The organism is Micromonospora sp. NPDC052213 (assembly GCF_040679695.1).
GTDB lineage: Bacteria > Actinomycetota > Actinomycetes > Mycobacteriales > Micromonosporaceae > Micromonospora.
Map to the genome: position 1 here is coordinate 1 of NZ_JBFAVI010000278.1, position 2,396 is coordinate 2,396.

Sequence of the window (2,396 nt, forward strand, 5' to 3'; positions counted from 1 at the left end):
CCGGACCGGGCCGGCGGGTCCGGTCCGGGCGACGGGCTGACCGTGGCCGGCCCGCCGGGACGCGCGGTCAGTGCCCGCGGGCCAGCCACTCGTCCAGGTGCGGGGCCTCCGCGCCGACGGTGGCGCTGTCGCCGTGCCCGGTGTGCACCACCGTCTCGGGCGGCAGGGTGAGCAGCCGGTCCCGGATCGAGGCGACGATCGTGCCGAAGTCGCTGTACGAGCGCCCCGTGGCGCCGGGCCCGCCGGCGAAGAGCGTGTCGCCGGTGAACACCACGCCGAGCGCCGGGGCGTGGAAGCTGCACGCGCCGGGGCTGTGGCCGGGAGTGTGCAGGACGGTCAGCGCGACGCCGGCCACCTCGACGGTCTGCCCGTCACGCAGCTCCCCACCCGGCGCCTCGTCCGGGTGCACCATGTCCCACAGCACCCGGTCGGCGGGGTGCAGCAGCACCGGCGCGCCGGTGGCCCGGGCCAGCGCCGGGGCCACCCGGACGTGGTCGTCGTGGGCGTGGGTGGCGAGGACGGCGCGCACCCGCCGGTCGCCGACGGCGGCCAGGATCGCGTCGACGTCGTGCGGGGCGTCGACGACGACGCACTCGGTGTCGTCGCCGACGATCCAGACGTTGTTGTCCACGTCGAAGGTCTGGCCGTCGAGGGAGAAGGTGCCGGAGGTGACGGCGTGGTCGATGCGGGCCGCCATCAGAGGACCACCACCGAGCGGAGCACGTCGCCGCGGTGCATCCGGGCGAACGCCTCCTCGACCCCGTCCAGCGCGATCTCCTCGGTGACGAACGCGTCCAGGTCGAGGCGGCCCTGCAGGTAGAGCTCGGTGAGCATCGGGAAGTCCCGGCTGGGCAGGCAGTCGCCGTACCAGCTCGACTTCAGCGAGCCGCCGCGGCCGAACACGTCCAGCAGCGGCACGTCGACCGTCATCTCCGGCGTCGGCACGCCCACCAGCACCACCGTGCCGGCCAGGTCGCGGGCGTAGAAGGCCTGCTTCCAGGTCTCCGGGCGGCCCACCGCGTCGATCACCACGTCGGCGCCGAAGCCGCCGGTCGCGGCGCGGATCGCCTCGACCGCGTCGTCCTCGCGGGCGTTGACGGTGTGCGTGGCGCCGAACTTGCGGGCCCAGTCGAGCTTGCGGGGGTCGGTGTCCACCGCGATGATCGTCGTCGCGCCGGCCAGCGCCGCGCCGGCGACCGCCGCGTCCCCGACGCCGCCGCAGCCGATCACGGCCACCGAGTCGCCCCGGGTGACGCCGCCGGTGTTCATGGCGGCGCCGAGCCCGGCCATCACGCCGCAACCGAGCAGCCCGACGGCGGCGGGCCGGGCGGCCGGGTCCACCTTCGTGCACTGGCCGGCGTGGACCAGCGTCTTCTCGGCGAAGGCGCCGATGCCGAGCGCCGGGGCGAGTTCGGTGCCGTCGGTCAGGGTCATCTTCTGGGACGCGTTGTGGGTGGCGAAGCAGTACCACGGTCGGCCCCGGCGGCAGGCGCGGCACACCCCGCAGACGGCCCGCCAGTTGAGCACCACGAAGTCGCCGGGCGCGACGCCGTCGACGCCGGCCCCGACCTCCTCGACGATGCCGGCGGCCTCGTGCCCGAGCAGGAACGGGTAGTCGTCGTTGATGCCGCCCTCGCGGTAGTGCAGGTCGGTGTGGCAGACCCCGCAGGACAGGATCCGCACGACCGCCTCGCCGGGCCCCGGGTCAGGCACCACGATCGTCGTCACCTCGACCGGCGCGCCCTTGCTGCGGGAGATGACTCCCCTGACCTGTTGGCTCACGATTTCCTCCTGCTCCACGCCGGCGCGCCGCGCCGCCGTCATCCAGGGTGCGCTGCGACGGCACCGTGGGGTGACGTCCCCTCGGCGACGCTACCGCTGGTCATCCGTCGTCCCAACGCCAGGTCGGGCGGTTATCGCCTCGTGGGCGGGGTAGGCGGGGGCACGGTTCGACGGTGGGACGGGAGTGCGCCATGAAGGTCAGTCATCTGCCGCTGCGGGTCAGCACCGGCGCGTTCATCCTCAACTCCGGCCTCGGCAAGCGGAGCCTGGAGGGGGAGGCGGCGCAGGGCATGCACGGGATGGCCGTCGGCGCCATCCCGCAGCTCGGGCAGCTCGATCCGAACCGGTTCGCCCGGCTGCTCTCCCGGGCCGAGGTCGCCCTGGGCGCGGTGCTGCTCGCGCCGTTCGTCCCGTCGGCGCTCGCGGGACTGGGGCTGGCCGCGTTCGGCGCGGGTCTGGTGCAGCTCTACCTCAAGACGCCGGGGATGCGCGAGCCCGGCAGCCTGAGGCCCACCCAGCAGGGCATCGGCCTGGCCAAGGACGTCTGGCTGCTCGGGGCCGGCCTGACCCTGGTGCTCGACGACCTGACCCTCCGCCGCCGGCTCCGCCGCCGG

General features: G+C 74.8%; 3 protein-coding genes. 1 reads left to right on the forward strand and 2 read right to left on the reverse strand.

Annotation, left to right across the window (positions count from 1 at the left end; genetic code table 11):
• Positions 1–67: 67 nt before the first annotated feature.
• The gene (locus AB0L34_RS32785; protein ID WP_363709434.1) at positions 68–697 is read right to left on the reverse strand and encodes an MBL fold metallo-hydrolase; all 630 of its coding nucleotides are present in this window, start codon (positions 695–697) and stop codon (positions 68–70) included.
• A complete protein-coding gene (locus AB0L34_RS32790) occupies positions 697–1,782 on the reverse strand; it encodes an S-(hydroxymethyl)mycothiol dehydrogenase (RefSeq protein WP_357461512.1) in 1,086 nt (361 codons plus the stop codon). The genes AB0L34_RS32785 and AB0L34_RS32790 overlap by 1 nt, the downstream gene beginning before the upstream one ends.
• Before the next feature lie 191 nt (positions 1,783–1,973).
• On the opposite strand from AB0L34_RS32790, the gene AB0L34_RS32795 reads away from it, so the two are divergent.
• Positions 1,974–2,396 (forward strand): hypothetical protein (locus AB0L34_RS32795; RefSeq protein WP_357461510.1); only part of this gene is annotated, 423 nt, incomplete at its 3' end.

Coding starts and splice junctions, on each gene's coding strand:
- AB0L34_RS32785 (WP_363709434.1), bottom strand. CDS start 697: ATGGCGGCCCGCATCGACCACGCCGTCACCTCCGGCACCTTCTCCCTC.